The organism is Janthinobacterium sp. KBS0711, assembly GCF_000988085.1.
GTDB classification, from domain to species: Bacteria; Pseudomonadota; Gammaproteobacteria; order Burkholderiales; family Burkholderiaceae_D; genus Janthinobacterium; species Janthinobacterium lividum_E.
Genome location: NZ_LBCO01000024.1, coordinates 360615 through 375384 on the forward strand (window position 1 = coordinate 360615; position 14770 = coordinate 375384).

The 14770-nt window shown below is 63.9% G+C and carries 13 protein-coding genes and 1 tRNA gene; 10 read left to right on the forward strand and 4 right to left on the reverse strand.

The features are described from left to right. The first annotated feature begins 2 nt into the window (after window positions 1–2). The 8 genes from VM94_RS14230 to VM94_RS14265 all read left to right on the forward strand — a co-directional run bounded on the left by VM94_RS14230 (window position 3) and on the right by VM94_RS14265 (window position 8234). Complete coding sequence (locus tag VM94_RS14230; RefSeq protein WP_046684043.1) at window positions 3–428, forward strand: hypothetical protein; 426 nt, start codon at window positions 3–5, stop codon at window positions 426–428. Between the two features lie 111 nt (window positions 429–539). Further along, window positions 540–902 (forward strand): hypothetical protein, encoded by a 363-nt coding sequence (locus tag VM94_RS14235; RefSeq protein WP_046684044.1) that lies wholly within the window; start codon window positions 540–542, stop codon window positions 900–902. Next, on the forward strand, window positions 889–2262 hold the full coding sequence (locus VM94_RS14240) for a TolC family protein (protein WP_082127712.1): 1374 nt from the start codon (window positions 889–891) through the stop codon (window positions 2260–2262). Before VM94_RS14235 ends, VM94_RS14240 begins: the two co-directional genes overlap by 14 nt. A gap of 2 nt (window positions 2263–2264) precedes the next feature. Further along, window positions 2265–3647 carry a multicopper oxidase family protein gene (locus VM94_RS14245; RefSeq protein ID WP_046684046.1) on the forward strand — a complete coding sequence of 461 codons (1383 nt, stop codon included), beginning with the start codon at window positions 2265–2267 and terminating at the stop codon, window positions 3645–3647. Window positions 3648–3807: 160 nt separating this feature from the next. After that, window positions 3808–5463: a methyl-accepting chemotaxis protein gene (locus VM94_RS29395; RefSeq protein ID WP_052755767.1), complete on the forward strand. Its 1656-nt coding sequence runs from the start codon at window positions 3808–3810 to the stop codon at window positions 5461–5463. Window positions 5464–5540: 77 nt separating this feature from the next. Then, window positions 5541–6314 (forward strand): transporter, encoded by a 774-nt coding sequence (locus tag VM94_RS14255; protein WP_235432916.1) that lies wholly within the window; start codon window positions 5541–5543, stop codon window positions 6312–6314. A gap of 90 nt (window positions 6315–6404) precedes the next feature. Beyond that, window positions 6405–6920 carry a hypothetical protein gene (locus VM94_RS14260; RefSeq protein WP_046684047.1) on the forward strand — a complete coding sequence of 172 codons (516 nt, stop codon included), beginning with the start codon at window positions 6405–6407 and terminating at the stop codon, window positions 6918–6920. A 15-nt stretch (window positions 6921–6935) separates the two neighbouring features. Further along, window positions 6936–8234, forward strand: coding sequence for an NAD(P)/FAD-dependent oxidoreductase (locus tag VM94_RS14265; RefSeq protein ID WP_046684048.1), 1299 nt, complete (start codon window positions 6936–6938; stop codon window positions 8232–8234). A 42-nt stretch (window positions 8235–8276) separates the two neighbouring features. Here VM94_RS14265 and VM94_RS14270 read toward each other — a convergent pair whose 3' ends face one another. Next, the gene (locus tag VM94_RS14270) at window positions 8277–8792 is read right to left on the reverse strand and encodes a DUF6265 family protein (RefSeq protein ID WP_046684049.1); all 516 of its coding nucleotides are present in this window, start codon (window positions 8790–8792) and stop codon (window positions 8277–8279) included. A 76-nt stretch (window positions 8793–8868) separates the two neighbouring features. Further along, window positions 8869–9582, reverse strand: a complete 714-nt coding sequence (locus tag VM94_RS14275) for a sensor histidine kinase (protein ID WP_046684050.1) — start codon at window positions 9580–9582, stop codon at window positions 8869–8871. A 282-nt stretch (window positions 9583–9864) separates the two neighbouring features. On the opposite strand from VM94_RS14275, the gene VM94_RS14280 reads away from it, so the two are divergent. Further along, the gene (locus VM94_RS14280; protein WP_034754991.1) at window positions 9865–10260 is read left to right on the forward strand and encodes a hypothetical protein; all 396 of its coding nucleotides are present in this window, start codon (window positions 9865–9867) and stop codon (window positions 10258–10260) included. Between the two features lie 75 nt (window positions 10261–10335). On the opposite strand, the gene VM94_RS14285 is transcribed toward VM94_RS14280, so the two are convergent. After that, a complete protein-coding gene (locus VM94_RS14285; protein ID WP_046684051.1) occupies window positions 10336–11319 on the reverse strand; it encodes a GGDEF domain-containing response regulator in 984 nt (327 codons plus the stop codon). Between the two features lie 305 nt (window positions 11320–11624). Continuing rightward, the gene (locus VM94_RS14290) at window positions 11625–14132 is read right to left on the reverse strand and encodes a hybrid sensor histidine kinase/response regulator (RefSeq protein ID WP_046684052.1); all 2508 of its coding nucleotides are present in this window, start codon (window positions 14130–14132) and stop codon (window positions 11625–11627) included. Window positions 14133–14560: 428 nt separating this feature from the next. Between VM94_RS14290 and VM94_RS14295 the strand changes: the two genes are divergently transcribed. Next, window positions 14561–14637: transfer RNA gene (locus tag VM94_RS14295), tRNA-Arg, on the forward strand. Window positions 14638–14770 lie beyond the last annotated feature (133 nt).

A 14770-nucleotide genomic window follows, 5' to 3' on the forward strand; every position in this document is an offset into this window, starting at 1 on the left:
CCATGAACCGTGCCTTTTCCCGCTTTCTCGCCCGCTCGCTGCTCTGGCTGCTAGCCGTCACGCTGCCCTTGCAGGGCTTTGCGTCGGCCATGCGCAGCTGCTGCGTGGATGAGCTGGCGATCACGGTCACGGTCGCCGTCGAGGCAATGCAGGCGCCCCAGTGCCACGACATGGGCGACATGGCCGGCATGCACATGCAGGATCAGCCGATGAAAATGGCCATGGACGATAGTGGCGCCACGCACCACGGCCACGATTGCAGCAACCACGGCGCGTGTACCGTGGGCGCCACGGCGCCGCCAGGCATGTCCGCCTTGCACGCCTTGACCCTGCGCGCGCCGCCTCCGGCGCTGGCGCCCGAGTCCCTGTTCGCCGGGCATATCCCGCCTGGTCCCGAACGTCCCCCGAGAAGCACGCGCTCCGCCTGACCGCCCGTTGAACCTGGCGGTGCCGCCGTCGCACGTCCCTGCGCGTTGCACCGGCCGCGCCAGCGTTCCAGTCGCGCCCGCCGCGTCATACCCTGTCATTCAAGGAATACCATGAAATACCTGTTCAGCCTTGCGCTGGCCGTGCTGCCGCTGGCCGCCGCAGCGCAATCCCCGTCGCCGTCCCCGTCCTCCCCGCAAGAGGCGCAAGCATCCGTGCCGGCCACCACTTACCGCTCCGCCTTTGCCGGCTACCGTCCCGCCACCGAGGACGAGGCTACGCCCGACCAGACCTGGCGCGCCGTCAACGACAAAGTCGGCAAGGCCGGCGGCCACATGGGCATGATGAAAATGGATGGCCACAAGATGGATGGCCACAAAATGGAAGGACACAAGATGCCGATGGCTCAGCCCAGCCCCAAGCCGGATGCCAAGCCTGCCCCGCAACATCAGCACCACCAGCATGAAGGACACTGACATGGCGCGTTTCAAGAACTCGTACGGCCTCACGCCGCTGGCCCTGGCGGCCGTCCTGCTGCTCAGCGGCTGCGCCAGCTTCAGCCAGGATGGCGGCATGCAGACGGTGTCCGCGCTGGCCGACGCCCGCACTGGCGCCCCCGCAGCGCTGGCGGACAAGGGCGGCGAGGAAAAGTTGGCCAGCCTGCTGGCCCAGCCCTTGGACGCCGACAGCGCCGTGCGCATCGCCCTGATGAACAATCACGGCATGAAAGTGGCGCTGGCCGAACTGGGTGCGTCCGAAGCGGACCTCGTGCAAGCGGGGCGCTTGCGCAATCCCGGCCTGTCGTTCGGCCGCTCGCACGGCAGCCACGGCAATGAAATCGACCGCGGCGTCAGCTTTGACCTGGCCGGCTTGCTGACCATGCCGATGCGCGTGAACATCGAGCGGGGCCGTTTCGAGCAAGCCAAGGTGCAGGCCGCCAGCAGCGCCGTGCAACTGGCGCTTGATACGCGCCGCGCCTATTTCAACGCCGTGGCCGCCGTGCAGACGGAAGCGTTCATGCAGCGTGCGCTGTTGTCGGCCGAGGCGGGCGCCGAACTGGCCACGCGCTTGCAGCAGGCGGGCAACTGGAGCCGCCTCGACCAGGCGCGCCAGCAAGTGTTTTACGCGGACGCCGTCGGCGACCTGGCGCGCGCGCGCCACCAGGCATTGGTGACGCGCGAGCACCTGACGCGCTTGCTGGGCCTGTGGGGCAAGCAGACTAGTTTTACTTTACCGTCGCGCTTGCCCGACTTGCCGGCCCAGGCGGTGGACGCCGGCAATATCGAGGCGCAGGCGATGGAGCAGCGCCTCGACGTGCAGATGAGCAAACTTGATGCGCATGCGACGGCCGATGCGCTGGGCTTGTCCAAGGTGACGGGCTTCGTCAACGTGCTCGACGTGGGCTACACCAACAAGAGCAGCAGCGAGGCGCCGCGCGAAAACGGCTATGCAGTGTCGCTGGAACTGCCGTTGTTCGACTGGGGCTCGGCGCGCAATGCCAAGGCGCAAGCCTTGTACGAGCAGTCGCTGCAGCGCACGGCGGGCACGGCTGTCAAAGCCCGCTCGGAAGTGCGCGAGGCGTATTCGAGCTACCGCACGGCCTACGACCTGGCGCGTCACTACCGCGATGAAGTCGTGCCGCTGCGCAAGACGATCTCGCACGAGGTGCTGCTGCGCTACAACGGCATGCTGGCCAGCGTCTTCGAGTTGCTGGCCGACGCGCGCGAACAGGTCGCCAGTGTCAACAGCGCCATCGAAACCCAGCGCGACTTCTGGATCGCGCAAACTGAACTGCAAGGCGCCATCAATGGCAGCGGCCCAGCCAACAAGGAATAATAATGATTACACGTAGAAACTTTTTCATGAACGCGGGCGCCGTCGCCCTCAGTGCCGCAGCCGTCAGCCGAGTCGGCGCGGCGTCGTTGCCGGAAGCCGTCAGCATGGCTGGCGCCGACACCAAGGCGCCGCCACCGCCGCCGAACGGGCGTCCGTACAACCCCGTCGTCACCCTCAACGGCTGGTCCTTGCCCTGGCGCATGAACAACAACGTCAAGGAATTTCATCTGGTGGCCGAACCCGTCGTGCGCGAACTGGCGCCCGGCATGATGGCCAACCTGTGGGGCTACAACGGCCAGTCGCCAGGCCCGACCATCGAAGTGGTGGAGGGCGACCGCGTGCGCATCTTTGTCACCAACAAATTGCCGGAACACACAAGCGTGCACTGGCATGGTCAGCGTTTGCCCAACGGCATGGATGGCGTCACGGGCCTGACCCAGCCGGGCATCGCCCCCGGTAAAACCTTCGTCTATGAATTCGTCGCCAAGCGGCCCGGCACCTTCATGTACCACCCGCATGCCGATGAAATGACGCAGATGGCCATGGGCATGATGGGTTTCTGGGTCACGCACCCGAAAGACCCGAACTTCATGAAGGTGGACCGCGATTTCGTCTTCTTGCTCAGCAACTATGACATCGATCCCGGCAGCTACACGCCGAAGATCATGACCATGACAGATTTTAATCTGTTCACCTTCAACAGCCGCGTCTTCCCGGGCATCGACCCCATGGTCGTGCGCCAGGGCGACAAGGTGCGCGTGCGCGTGGGCAATCTGACCATGACGAACCACCCGATCCACATGCATGGCCATGAATTCGAGGTGACGGGCACGGATGGCGGCTGGACGCGCCCCGAATCGCGCTGGCCCGAAGTCACCACGGACGTGGCCGTAGGCCAGATGCGCGCCGTGGAGTTTACCGCCACGGACCTGGGCGACTGGGCGTTCCACTGCCACAAGTCGCACCACACGATGAATGCCATGGGGCATGACGTGCCGACCATGATCGGCGTCGACCACCAGGGCGTGGCGGCGAAGATCAACCAGCTCGTGCCCGGCTATATGGTGATGGGCGAACGGGGCATGGCCGACATGGGCGAGATGCAGATGCCCATCCCCGACAACACCTTGCCGATGATGGCCGGCGACGGCCCGTTCGGCGCCATCGGCATGGGCGGCATGTTTACCACGGTCAAGGTGCGCAAGGACCAGAAACGGGGCGACTACCGCGACCCAGGCTGGTACAAGCATCCGGCCGGCAGCGTGGCCTATGAATGGACGGGCGCCTTGCCGGAACCGGTGCGCGGGCAGGGCGCGGGCAAGCAGGTGGTGAAAGGTGGCGTGGAGATGACGGTGCGCAAGCCGGGCGGACACAGCGGGCATTGACGTTCACCCGGGGCTTGCTAGCACGGCAAGCCCCAGGACATGTTGCTTTAGATCAAGGAATTATTGCTTAGTGACAATCCGAGCATTTTAGTGCCTGTTTTTTCCTTATATTCAAGTCATACGCTTAAATTATTGGCTACCGTCTTGTCCAGGAGGAAACATGTTGAATCAAATGAAAGTGGGGACGCGCCTGCTCGCGGCCTTCTTTTGCGTGGCGCTGATGGGGGCCATCGTGGCCGGCATCGGCATCTTCAACATGGGCAAGATCGACACCATGGCGGGGCAGATGTACAACCATGAGCTGCTGGGGCTGTCATATATCAAGGAAGCCAATATCGCCCTCATCAAGGTGGGCCGGGCGCGCAGCAATTTCCTGCTGGCCACCACCAGCGAAGAGCGCGCGGGGCGCCAGGCCGATATCGCCAAATACCTGGAACAGAACAAGAGCAACTTGGCCAAGGCCCAGCCGCTGTTCGTCACGCCGGCCGCCAAGGAGCTGTTTGCCCGCTTCGCCACCGTTGAGGCCGAATATGTGAGCGCCTTGCAGCAGTCGCTGGCGCTGGCGGCGGCCGAACCGCTGGCGCAGCGCAGCGCGCAGCTGACGGCGCTGCTGGCCAAGACGCGCCAGCATGCCGACGAGCTGGACGGCGTGCTCGATAAATTGTCATTGCAGAAAGAAGAACGGGCCAAGGCGGCGGCCGAGCAGGCGTCCGGGGTGTACCAGGCCAGCCGCAGTTTCATGATCGCGCTGGTGCTGGGCAGTGTGGCGGCCGGCCTGGCGCTGGGGGCGCTGATCACGCGCGGCCTGACGCGCCAGCTGGGCGGCGAACCGGCGTATGCCGTCAGGATCGCCGGCGCCATCGCCGAGGGCGACCTTACTGTCGATATCCGCACTGCCAGCCACGACAGCGCCAGCCTGCTGTTTGCCATGAAGACCATGCGCGACAAGCTTGTGGGCATCGTCAGCCAGGTGCGCTCGGGCACGGACACCATCAACACGGCTTCGGGCGAAATCGCGCAGGGCAACCTCGACTTGTCGTCACGCACGGAAGAGCAGGCCAGTTCGCTGGAAGAAACGGCGTCGTCGATGGAGCAACTGACGTCGGCCGTGCGGCAGAACGCGGACAATGCGCGCCAGGCCAATGCGCTGGCGGGCGCCGCGTCCGACGTGGCCGGCAAGGGCGGCGCCGTGGTGGGGCAGGTGGTGCAGACGATGGAATCGATCAATGCATCGTCGCGCAAGATCGTCGATATCATCAGCGTCATCGACAGCATCGCTTTCCAGACGAACATCCTGGCCTTGAACGCGGCCGTGGAAGCTGCCAGGGCGGGCGAAGAGGGGCGCGGATTCGCCGTCGTGGCGTCCGAAGTGCGCAACCTGGCGCAACGCTCGGCCAGTGCCGCCAAGGAAATCAAGACGCTGATCGGCGACTCCGTCGAGCAGGTGGAGATCGGCTCCAAGCTCGTGCATGACGCGGGCAAGACGATGGATGAAGTCGTGGCCAGCGTGCGCCAGGTGGCCGACATCATGCAGGAAATCACGGCCGCCAGTGCCGAGCAAAGCGCCGGCATCGAGCAAGTCAACCAGGCCGTGCTGCAGATGGACCAGGTGACGCAGCAAAACGCGGCCCTCGTGGAAGAGGCGGCGGCGGCCGCCGAATCGCTGCAGGACCAGGCACAGACCCTGACGGAACTGGTGGGCGTATTCCGCCTGCACGCCCAAGCGCAACAGATGGCCATGCCGGCAGCGAGCAACGTCACGCCGCTGCGCCGGTCGGTGCAGGCCGCCAGGCAGGACGTGCGGCGCCTGGCCTGACAACGGCGGGCGCCGGCGCAATTGGCGCGGCGGTGGTAGGCTGTCGCTATTGCGCGTTTGCCACTTCCGGGTTTTCCATGCCGTCTCCTTCCTTGCCGCTGTTATGTTTCTCCTTGTTGCTGGTCTCCCTGGCGCCCCTGGCGCAGGCGCAGCAGGGCGATCCCGTCCTGCCTTACCGGCCCTCGGTGGCCAGCCCCGCCCAGCTGCCCGTGCCGGGCCAGCTGGAATTCGAGGCCGGCGGTCTGCTGTCGAAAACGGACGACACGCGCCGCGCCAGCCTGCCGTACACGTTCAAGCTGGCGTTCACGCCCGAGTGGGGCGTGCTGCTCGAAGGCGAGGGATTCGTGCGTGCGCGCGACGACACGGGGCGGCGCGAAACGGGCGTGGGCGACACGACGGTCGTGCTCAAGCGCGCATTCTTGCTCGACAGCGCCACGGCGCTGGGCCTGGAACTGGGGTGGAAATTGCCGACGGCCAAGGACAGCATCGGCAGCGGCAAGAGCGACGTGTCGCTGAACGGCATCGTCAGCCGCGACCTGGGCGCCGTGCACGTGGACGCCAACCTGAACGCCACGCGTCTGGGGGCATCCGACCCGAATACCGGCAGGGTGCAAACGGGCTGGGCGACGTCCTTTTCCACGCCCGTCAGCGAGCGCTGGGGCGCGACGGCCGAAGTGTCGGGCACGCGCTTGCGCGGCGCGCCGGCCACGGCGCAGCTGCTGCTGGCCGCCACCTACAGTCCCACGCCACGGCTGGCCATCGACATCGGCATGGCACGCGGCTTGACGGCGGCGTCGCCGGACTGGTCCCTGTTCAGCGGCCTGGTCGTGCCCTTGGGCAAGCTGTGGTGAGATTGCCACGGCAATCCTTATGTGTCCTTGCGAACAAACAGTTGGTCACACAAGGTCTACAATGATGGCATAACTAAAAGGAGTGTCACCATGAAAACCCTGATTCTTGCTGCTGTCTTGCTGTCGGCAGGCACCGCCGCCGTCGCCCAGGTCGGCGTCTCCGTTACCGTCGGCCAGCCAGGCTTTTACGGACGCCTCGACATCGGCGACTATCCCGCGCCGCAACTGATCTATGCCCAGCCCGTCATCGTGCAGCGTCCGCAATACTATTCGGCCCGTCCGATCTACCTGCGCGTGCCGCCCGGCCATGCCAAACACTGGTCCAAGCACTGCCGCAAGTATAATGCCTGCAACCAAGAGGTATATTTCGTCCAAGATAGTTGGTATAACAACCAATATGTGCCCCGTTACCGCCAGCAGCATGGCGACCATGGCCGTCCCGATTACGGCGACCGCGGCCGTCACGACGACAAGCATGACAAGCATTACGACAAGCATTATGACAAGCATGAAGGCAAGCGCGACAAGCATGATGACCATCCGGGCAAAGGCCATGGCAACGGCAATGGCCGCGGGAATGGCAACGGCAACGGGCACAGGGATTAACAAGCAGGAGGATCTTTGCACAGTAAAATCGTTATCGTAGGGGGAGGTGCAGGCGGCCTGGAGCTGGCCTGCAAACTCAGCCGTAAGCTCGGCCCAGGCCATGTCACCCTGGTCGACAGCCGCCTGTACCATATCTGGAAGCCGTCGCTGCATGAGGTGGCGGCCGGCACCCTGGACATTCATCAAGAGGGCCTGTCGTACCAGATGCTGGCGCATGACAATGGTTTTACCTATGTCTATGGTCCATTGATCGCGCTCGACGCCGCGTCGAACAGCCTCACCGTGGGCGCCATCGCCACCGACAAGGACGAGCAGCTCTTGCCGCAGCGCCAAGTCAGCTACGACCAGCTGGTGCTGGCCGTGGGCAGCACGTCGAATTACTTCGGCGTGCCCGGCGCCAAGGAAAACACGATTTCCCTGAATGCCACGGAAGACGCCGAACGTTTCCGCCTGACCCTGCTGAAACTGCTGGCCATGGCCGAGCAGCGCCAAGGGGACGCGGGCCATCCCGGCGTCGACATCGTCATCATCGGCGGCGGCGCCACGGGCGTCGAGCTGGCGGCCGAATTGCGCGAAGCGAGCGGCGTGTATGCCGCGTATGGTTTCCAGAATCTCAACGCCATCAAGGATGTGCGCATCACCCTGCTCGAAGGGGCGCCGCGCATTCTGGCGCCGCTGCCCGAGCGCGTCTCGATTGCCGCCTGGAAACTGCTGCACCAGCATGGCATCACGGTGGTGACCGATACGCGCGTCACCACGATCGAAGCGGACAAGGTGACGGTGGCCAGCGGCACCAGTTACGCAGCCGACATCTGCGTGTGGGCCGCAGGCATTCGCGCGCCGGAATTCCTCGCTACCCTGGGCTTGCCGACCAACCGTTCCGGCCAGCTGGAAGTGACGGGCATGCTCAATGTGCAGGGCCATGCGAATATTTTCGCGCTGGGCGACTGCGCCGCCTGCACGGGGGCCGATGGCAAGCTGGTGCCGCCGCGCGCCCAGGCTGCCCACCAGCAAGCCGATTACCTGCTGAAAACGTTCCTGCTGCAAGCGAAGGGCAAGCCGCCGCAAACCAAGCCGTACGAATACCTGGACTACGGTTCGCTCGTGTCGTTTGGCCGCACCACCTCGGTGGGTACGCTGATGGGTTCGCTGAAGGGCCTGAGCTGGTTCGTCGAAGGCTTTGTCGCCCGCATGATGTATGTCAGCCTGCACCTGATGCACCACAATGCCGTGCTGGGCAGCGTGCGCACGGCCGTCATGGCCATGGGCCGCTTCCTGATCAAGCGCAGCACGCCGCAGGTCAAGCTGCATTAAGCCAGCTGATATCAGAGCAGAAAGGGGCCGCGAGGCCCCTTTTTATTTGCTGCGCGGAATTGGCGCCGCTTCGCAGCGGCCCCGCGTCATGGGGAAGGCGATGGTGGTGAGCTTGCCCTTCAAGGTGCCGGTAATGCTGGCGTGCAAGATGCGCTCGCTGTCGTGGCGATAGATGATGCGGCTCGGGAAGTCATTGTCCAGGTTGGCGAAGATGAATTCATTCGGCTTGTCCTGGCGCAGCAGATTGAAGATCACGGGCGGCTCCCCCGACGGCTGCACGATGTAGGCCAGCTGGCCCGGCTCGGTGAGGCGGATCTGCACGAATTCAAAGGCCGTCGTCTTGCCGCCCTTGACGGTGCGGCTGGTGCCGAGGATGGTGCCGCCCGCAGCCGTGCTCCATTGTTCTCCGGAACCGGGTTCGGCGCCGTCGACGTTCCAGCAGCCAGCCAGCCAGGCCAGCTTGTCGACGGTTTCCGGCGGCGGCACGGTGTTGTCGGCGGCCTGGGCGGCGCCCATGGCCAGCAGCGCTGCCAGCAGGGTGGGGATCAGTCCTTGCATGCGGTCTCCTGTCGTCGAATCGTTCTGCGGTTCGGGCGTTCCGGCAGTGTTCTGGCCTGATGCGGCCTGGCAAACACTATTCTTTTGGCGTAATGCGCGGCAAGACGACGGTCAGGGCCGTGCCGCCTTGTGGATTGGTTGCCAGGCTCAGGGTGCCTCCCAGGTAATGCACGCGCTCGCGCACGGAACGCAGGCCGTGCTTGCTCATTTCGACGGGTTCGCTCGCTGGCAGTCCCACGCCGTCATCCTTGACGGTCATCATCAACGCTTCGTCATTGTCGTCGATGATGATGTCCACCTGCGTGGCATTGGCGTGCGCGGCGATGTTGCCGAGCGCTTCTTCCAGGGTGCGCAGCAGGGCCACGCCCACGTTGCGCGGGCAAATCAGTTCATCTTCGGGCAGGCTGCAGCGCACGGTGATCTTGTGCTGTTCGGCAAATTGTGCGGCCAGCTCGCCCAGCGCCACATTCACGCCCAGAAACTCGAGCTTGTCGTTCCACAGCTTCATCTGCATCTGGCGGTTGGTCTCGATCACATTCAGCAGCAATTGCTTCATGGTCGCCGCGCGGTCGAGCAGGGCCGCTTCCTGCGGCATCTTTTGCGTCAGCAGCGACAAGTGCATGGTCAGCGCCGTCAGCGACGAGCCGAGGCTGTCGTGCAGCTGGCGCGACAGGGCGCGCCGTTCATTGTCCCAGCTGGTGTTGACATGACCGAGCAACTCGCTGAGATCGGCGGCGCGTTCCGCATCGGCCTGGGCCGTTTCCTTGTTCGGATCTGTTTGTGCGGACATAGCGCCCCGTGAATGGTGAAAGGTGGACCAAATTCAAGTTGTGGATCATACATGAGGATTTCATCGCGGGGCGCATGGATGGAAAATTTCTGTCTTTTCGGCAATTTTGATCTCCTTCCATCATTTTTATATGCCAGGCAATATTATCGTTTGCGCCAGCAGATGCCGTTCCCGCCGTTACGTACGGCTGCGCACATACCGGGGCGCCGCACGCTGCCATAGTGGTGTCATGCATTTTCTCCATGCAGCACAGGCCCGCTTACCGAAACGAAAGGACATGCCATGAATATCGATACCATCGTCGACCAGGAATACGCCGACAAAAGCTTCCGCGACATTGTCAATGCGCCCATCAGCGCCCTGCGCGGCGTCAGCCCGAAGGACGCCAAGGCCTTGCAGCAAGCGTTTGGCGTGCACACCGTGCGCGAACTGGCCAATCTCAATTTCGTCAAATGGGCCAGTGCACTGGCCATCCTGGCCGATGAAGAAGGCATGAGCGGCGAAGAGCGGGCCAAGGAAGAATTGCTCGACGACGCTGTGGAAATGACCTTCCCCGCCAGCGACCCGATTTCCGTCGATGCCGGCATCACGCGCATCGAAGTGCCGCCGGAAACGGTCGATGCGCAAACGGACCACCAGCATGCGGGCCAGCATGAAGCAGCCGCTGGCAAAAAATAAAGCCTTCTGCCCATGAAAAAACCGGCTGGCCGTAAGGCTTGCCGGTTTTTTTTGCGTGCCGCGTGGCGTAAAAACTCAGGCGATCGACGGGATGCTGCTTTTCTGCATGTTGACCTGCGCGGCGATTACCTCGTGCGGGATGCAGCAAAAGCGGTTCTTGCCGGCGCGTTTGGCTTCGTACAGGGCCGTGTCGGCCGCGCCCAGCAGCGATTCAACGGTGCTCGCGTCGTCCGGGTAGATGGCGATGCCGATGCTGGTCGACAGGCGCAATGTCAGGTCGTTGATGAAATAGGGTTCGGAAATGACTTCGATCAGCTTGGCTGCCGGTTCGCGCGCGTCGCCTTTGCCGGCCAGGTTGCCCAGCACGATGACGAACTCGTCGCCGCCGATGCGCGCTACCGTGTCTTCCTTGCGCGAGGCGCCCACCAGGCGCGCCGCCACCATTTTCAGGATTTCATCGCCATAGCCGTGGCCGTAACTGTCGTTGATGGCCTTGAAGCCGTCCAGGTCCAGGTACAGGATGGCCGACTTGCCGCGGCTGCGCGCCGATTGCTGCAGGGTATGTTCGATGCGGTCTTCCAGCAGGCGCCGGTTCGGCAAGCCCGTCAGCGGATCGTGCAGCGCCAGTTCCTGCTGCTGCTTGCTGTATTGCGCCAGCTCCTTGTACAGCAGGCGCACTTCCAGCATGTTGTGGATGCGTTTGTGCACTTCCATCAGGTCGAAGGGCTTGCTGATGAAGTCGCGCGCGCCCGCTTCCAGGGCGGCGATCTTGAAACTCGGCTGTGCCGTCAGGGCCAGCACTGGCAGGTAGCCGCCATGCTCGATTTCCTTCAAGCCTTTCATGACCTGGAAACCATTGAGTTCCGGCATTTGCAGATCCAGCAAGATCAGGTCGTAGCAATGCTCCCGGTGCAGGGGGCAAACCTGGGCCGGACGCATGGTGGCCGTCACATTGGTATAGCCGGCATCGCGCAGGATTTCCAGCATCAGGTCAACATTGTCGGGTGAATCGTCGACGACCAAAATTTTGGCTTTCAAAATCTCATCTTGGCTGGGCATGTAAGGTCTCGGTTATACGGTCTATGCAACGCTGGCTTCTACCGCAAATGATAGGTTGACGGCAGTGGAAAGATAGTAGCGCCTTGCAACAAGATAGGGCGCACAACAGCGCTTGAGCTCGCTTTTGCCATTCTAGCCGGCCAAGGCCACCGTCTCCAGCCTGCCGTGCAGGTGTGCTTCTGCATTTCAGTGTAGCAAACTTTGGCTTAGTTGCTTGTAGGACAGGGCCGCGTCTGCAAGTAGGAAGGCTAACCCATGAAAATAGTCATTTTGTACTGCACTATGTATTTCTTTACATCATCTTTTTAGGGCCGTATATTGCGCCCCTGTTCACGGACGTCGGTGCTGACGCGCGACGCGGCCAGCTGCGCCACGGCCGCCAGAAGCTCTGCCGGGTCGAGCGGTTTCGAGACCCAGGCCTGGAAGCCGCTGGCCAGCGCCCGCTGGCGGTCCTGCGGTTGCGCGAACGCCGTCAGCGCCAGCGCGGGCAGACCGGCCGCATCGGGGGAGGGGTGCGCGCGGATTTGCGCCAGCAAGTCGAAACCGTCCGCGTCGGGCATGCCGATGTCGCTGACCAGTACATGCGGATGCACCTGGCCCAGCAGTTGCAGCGCTTGCGCCACGCTGCCGGCGCCATGCACTTCGGCGTGGCTGTCGCGCAGGATGCGCGCCGTCAGTTCGCGCGCATCGGCCTCGTCATCGACCAGCAGCACCGTGACGCCGCGCAAGTCAGGGCTGGCGGACAGGTCGCCGCCCCTTGGGCGCGCCGGCGCGGCCCGCGTCCCCAGGGGCAGGCGCACGGTGAAGCTGGCGCCCTGCATGTCGCCGGCGCTGCTGACGGTGACCGTGCCGCCATGCTGCTCCACCAGGTGCTTGACGATCGCCAGCCCCAGCCCCAGGCCGCCATGGCGGCGCGTGGTGGAGGCGTCGGCCTGGCGGAAGCGGTCGAACACGTGGGGCAGGAAGTCTTTCTTGATGCCGACGCCGTTGTCGGCCACCGTGATGGCCAGGCGGCTCGCCTCGCGGCGCACGTCGATCTCGACCCGCCCCCCTTGCGGCGTGAATTTGAGGGCATTCGACAGCAGGTTCCAGATCACTTGCTGGATACGGCTGGGGTCGCCCGTGATGGTGCCCGCATCGCTGGCGATGTTGCTGTGGATGGCGATGTGCTTGGCGTCGGCCGCCGGACGCAGGGTTTCGATGGCCGAGGCGATGATGCTGGCGGGCACGACCGTTTGCAGGTCCAGCAACACCTTGTCGGAAGTGATACGGCTCATGTCGAGCAAGTCTTCGATCAGTTGCGCCTGCGCGCGCGCATTGCGTTCGATGCTTTGCAGGCCCCGGTGCAGGTCGGCCTGGTCGCGCGTGCCGCGCCGCAGCACTTGCGCCCAGCCCAGGATGGCCGACAGCGGCGTGCGCAATTCGTGCGACAGGGTGGTGAGGAAATCGTCTTTCAGCTGATTCGTGCGCTCGGCTTCGGCGCGCGCCTCGCGTTCGCTGTCGAGCAGCACCTTGCGCTCTTCGGCAGCGCGCGTGGCGGCCGCGTACAGGCGCGTATTGTCGAGCGCGACGGCGGCCTGGGCCGCGATGGCAGAGACGATGCGTTCGCTGCGCGCGCTGAACATGCCCGCCTGCGGATGGCCGAGCAGCAAGCGGCCCAGCAACAGGCCCGAGCGCGAACTGACAGGCAGGCTCAGGCAGCTGCGCAGCGGCGGCGCGCCACCGGCGCTGGCGTCGGGCGCGGCCAGCAAGTCGTTCTGGCGCATGGCCGGTCCCTGGCGCAGTTCCGTGGCGACGACGTCGGCCTGGCGCAGGCTGATGCCGTTGACGGCGCGCGCCGATGGCAGGGGAGCGGCGCTCTCGTGGACCTCGCCCGCATCGTCATAATAAAAGGCGCCGAAGCGCGCGCCGCTGATGCGCGTGGCCGCATCGACGGTTTCCTGCAGCAGGGCCGGCAAGTCGAGGGTGCTGGCCAGGGCCGCGCCCGTATTGTTGAGCAACTCGAGCACGCGCGTTTCGTCGCGCAAGGCTTCCTGCGCGCGCTTGACCTGGTCGACGTCGGTGCTCGTGCCAAACCAGCGCAGCAGCTGGCCGCCCCGGTCGCGCACGGGATTGGCGCGCGTCAGGAACCAGCGGTACTGGCCGTCGGCGCCACGGATGGGGAACTCCATTTCGAAGGGCGTGCCATCACGCAAGGCGGCCTTCCACGCGTGCAGCATGGGCGGCAGGTGCTGCGCGTCGTAGGCGATGCTCCAGCCGTCGCCCGCCATCTGTTCGGCAGTCGTGCCCGTGTAGTCGTGCCAGCGCTGGTTGTACCAGGCAATGGTGCCGTCGAAGCTGGCGATCCAGGCCAGTTGCGGGATGGAATTGGCCAGTGCGCGCAAGTCTTCCTCGCTGTGGCGCAAGCTTTCCTCGGCCGCCTTGCGCTGGCTGATGTCCTGGATATACGTGGTCAGGCCGTCGCTGGAAGGGAAGATTCGCACTTCCAGCCAGCGCCCCAGCGGCGGATACAGCAGCTCGAAGCTGCAGCTGTGCTGCTGCGCCATGGCGCGCCGGTACTGCGTTTCCAGTTCCGTGCCATGCAGGTCGGGGCAGGCTTGCCACAGGTTCTTGCCCGTCAGGCTGGCGCCAGGCGCGTGCTGCGGCGCCAGCATGGCGGCGCCGCGCGTGTTGAGGTAGCGGATGGTCCAGTCGCGGTCGAGCAGGCAAAAGCCGTCGGTAATACCTTCCAGCAAGTTGGACAGGCGCTCGTCAGAGAGGCTCAGCGGCGCTGATGGGGGAAGCAGGTCTTGCTCGCGGTCATGCTTGGCCATCGGAAATCCTGCAACAGTGAGTCTGCCGCACGGGCTCTTGCCCCGCCGGGCCGCCGCCGCTAAGCTCAGTTAAATAGGTCATGATGCTCAATGCCCGCCGTCATGCATTAGGGGAGGCGCAAACGCCCCTGTCTGGCTGGTATTGTAGCCCCAAGCGGCGCGCCGCCACCGCACGCTTGCGCGCCGCCTGCAGATAGCACTGGACAGGCTGGAAAGCAGTCCCTATAATCCCGCTTCTTTCGAGACAGCAACTTCTCGATTCGCTGGGTGCCACTGTGAAAGCAGAAGCGTCCATCGATAAAAAGGCGTGCGCTTTTTGGCAGTGAAAAGGTAGTCGATCATGCGGGGCGGTATTCTGCAAAATCAGCTAAGCGATTGAAAAATCGAACTTTTCAAAGCGAAATGAATACGCTATAATGTTTGCCTGCGCGGCTGTAGCTCAGCTGGATAGAGTACTTGGCTACGAACCAAGGGGTCGTGGGTTCAATTCCTGCCAGCCGCACCAGAATACTGAAAATCAGACTTTGCCTGGTTTTGTTGTAACAAGTTTCACCTCCATGTTGTTAATGGGATGTTGTAGAAGTTTTGCGGCTGTAGCTCAGCTGGATAGAGTACTTGGCTACGAACCAAGGGGTCGT

Bases quoted from the DNA above. Each gene is read 5' to 3' on its own strand.
- VM94_RS14230 (WP_046684043.1), top strand. From the start codon at position 3: ATGAACCGTGCCTTTTCCCGCTTTCTCGCCCGCTCGCTGCTCTGGCTG.
- VM94_RS14235 (WP_046684044.1), top strand. From the start codon at position 540: ATGAAATACCTGTTCAGCCTTGCGCTGGCCGTGCTGCCGCTGGCCGCC.
- VM94_RS14240 (WP_082127712.1), top strand. From the start codon at position 889: ATGAAGGACACTGACATGGCGCGTTTCAAGAACTCGTACGGCCTCACG.
- VM94_RS14245 (WP_046684046.1), top strand. From the start codon at position 2,265: ATGATTACACGTAGAAACTTTTTCATGAACGCGGGCGCCGTCGCCCTC.
- VM94_RS29395 (WP_052755767.1), top strand. From the start codon at position 3,808: ATGTTGAATCAAATGAAAGTGGGGACGCGCCTGCTCGCGGCCTTCTTT.
- VM94_RS14255 (WP_235432916.1), top strand. From the start codon at position 5,541: ATGCCGTCTCCTTCCTTGCCGCTGTTATGTTTCTCCTTGTTGCTGGTC.
- VM94_RS14260 (WP_046684047.1), top strand. From the start codon at position 6,405: ATGAAAACCCTGATTCTTGCTGCTGTCTTGCTGTCGGCAGGCACCGCC.
- VM94_RS14270 (WP_046684049.1), bottom strand. From the start codon at position 8,792: ATGCAAGGACTGATCCCCACCCTGCTGGCAGCGCTGCTGGCCATGGGC.
- VM94_RS14275 (WP_046684050.1), bottom strand. From the start codon at position 9,582: ATGTCCGCACAAACAGATCCGAACAAGGAAACGGCCCAGGCCGATGCG.
- VM94_RS14280 (WP_034754991.1), top strand. From the start codon at position 9,865: ATGAATATCGATACCATCGTCGACCAGGAATACGCCGACAAAAGCTTC.
- VM94_RS14285 (WP_046684051.1), bottom strand. From the start codon at position 11,319: ATGCCCAGCCAAGATGAGATTTTGAAAGCCAAAATTTTGGTCGTCGAC.
- VM94_RS14290 (WP_046684052.1), bottom strand. From the start codon at position 14,132: ATGGCCAAGCATGACCGCGAGCAAGACCTGCTTCCCCCATCAGCGCCG.